Consider the following 1,820-nt stretch of genomic DNA (forward strand, 5'->3'; position numbering starts at 1 on the left):
CTAACCCCTGCTTGAACCTTGAAAATTTAATATTTCACAGTAGATTTGATATAAGAGCCTTTATTAGCTTAGAATGATTGGTATACTTCTGATTCACATCTAAGCTAATATCGGATTTTGTGCATAGTTACCAAGACCCTTTCGGAATCCAAAGAGCTTTCGGAAATTTAATGCTGCTATTTTGCTTCCAAAGAAAAATTTACCACGTTGTTTACCTCTTGGAAGTTTATCAAGGTGATAATTCTTTCGGATGTTAGCAGGAACGGTTTCTACTCCATTTCTCAACTTTGCTAAGTTACTGAATTCTTCACTCTGCATGTATCTTTGGCTTCTCGCTCTGTTAGATGCATTTTTTGAAGTAATAAAGCTGGCAACTTTTTTATAAATCTTTGGACGGCACTGATCCTGATATGGGCAACCGGCACAATGATTACGCTCAAATGATACTCTGCATTGTCTTGTTGATTTTGTAAAACTCTGGCTTATAGGCTCATGACCTGCGGCACATTTTAACAGACGGGTTCCATCCTCATTAAATTCAAAGTCAGCCAAAGCATCTGGAGCCTCTTTACCTATCAGAGCTGTTGTTATCAGTTTGACATTTTTCTCCTTTGCAAGAGCAATGTTATCCTGTCCGTCATAACCACCGTCTGTAACCAGAATGATTTCTTCTTCAGATTTCTCCATTGCTGAAAGAGATTCCTGAAGAAAATGGCTGTCCGTATGAGTATTTTTATCAAACTGGTAATCCGTTACTACAGATCCATTTTGGCCTACGGTTTCTTCGATGTTGGCAACATAGCCCCTATGCAGTTTGCCGGATTTATTTCTGTATGTGGCATCGGGATCGGACGGATTTTGAAGTGCAGATGAATTCATGGTACCATCTTCCTTTGTTCTCAGACGACGCTTTTCATTTTCAACAACAGTCTGGTCTGAAAGACATCTGACGAAAAGCTGATATTCCGTTACTTCTTCAAAATCTGATTTGCACAGCTCCAGCAGACAGTCACAGTCCGTCAACAACATCTGAATGATCTGGTCCATGTCATCATTTCTCTGATGATAGAAAAGAAGGTTATAATCATTTGCGTCAGTATAACGCTCCAGTTGTGCAGGAAGCTTTTCCGAGTGATTCTTTGAAAGGTAAACAACCAGCTTGGATATACAGGTGTAAATCAGCTCCATACGGCTTAAGAAACGGATGTTGGATTCTATCATAATGGAATCCATGCGACGGATACGTCCATTCAGCTTCATCATCTTAGCAATCTTGTTGCTAAGCTCCTTCACACAATCACGATATAGGTCTACACCATGAAGTGTTTCATAGTCGTAGCATCTTTTACGGAAACGGCTCAGAGTTTTATCTGATATAGGCTGCTCTGCAAAGCTTGTGGTATGCAGTGCGTATTGCAGATGAAGGTCAAGCATCAGATTTTCAACAATTTCGTCATCTGAATAATCAAAAAGTTCCTTAATGATGAGAGCACCTATGATAACATTTACAGGTGCGTTAGGTCTGGATGCCTTATCACTATATAGGACAGCAAAGCGCTCCTCATCTATTGCAGGGAAGATTTCATCAGCAAAAACCTTTGCCCAGGATTTTTCTAATGCTTTTCTTTCGCGCTCAGTGAGCGTCATGAAACTATCATCAAAAGATAACTGCTGGCAATCATTTGTTTTAAAGGACATAGGACATATCACCTTTCAAAAGCTGCCTTTATTATAACGCATGAAAGGCTAAAATGCTTGTAGTTACTGTAAAATATTAAATTTTCAAGGTTCTATTTTGGGGCTTTTGACCCTGGCATCAT

1 protein-coding gene is annotated in these 1,820 nt (G+C 39.4%); it reads right to left on the reverse strand.

Annotated elements, in window-relative coordinates; all coding sequences use genetic code 11:
- Positions 1–99 precede the first annotated feature (99 nt).
- The gene (locus PGU50_RS17875) at positions 100–1,698 is read right to left on the reverse strand and encodes a transposase (RefSeq protein WP_270247651.1); all 1,599 of its coding nucleotides are present in this window, start codon (positions 1,696–1,698) and stop codon (positions 100–102) included.
- Positions 1,699–1,820 lie beyond the last annotated feature (122 nt).

This window comes from Coprococcus sp. AM11-30B (genome assembly GCF_027674365.1).
Classification (GTDB): Bacteria; Bacillota; Clostridia; order Lachnospirales; family Lachnospiraceae; genus Allocoprococcus; species Allocoprococcus comes.

Excerpts from the sequence above, each read along its gene's own strand:
- PGU50_RS17875 (WP_270247651.1), bottom strand. The coding sequence starts at position 1,698 with ATGTCCTTTAAAACAAATGATTGCCAGCAGTTATCTTTTGATGATAGT.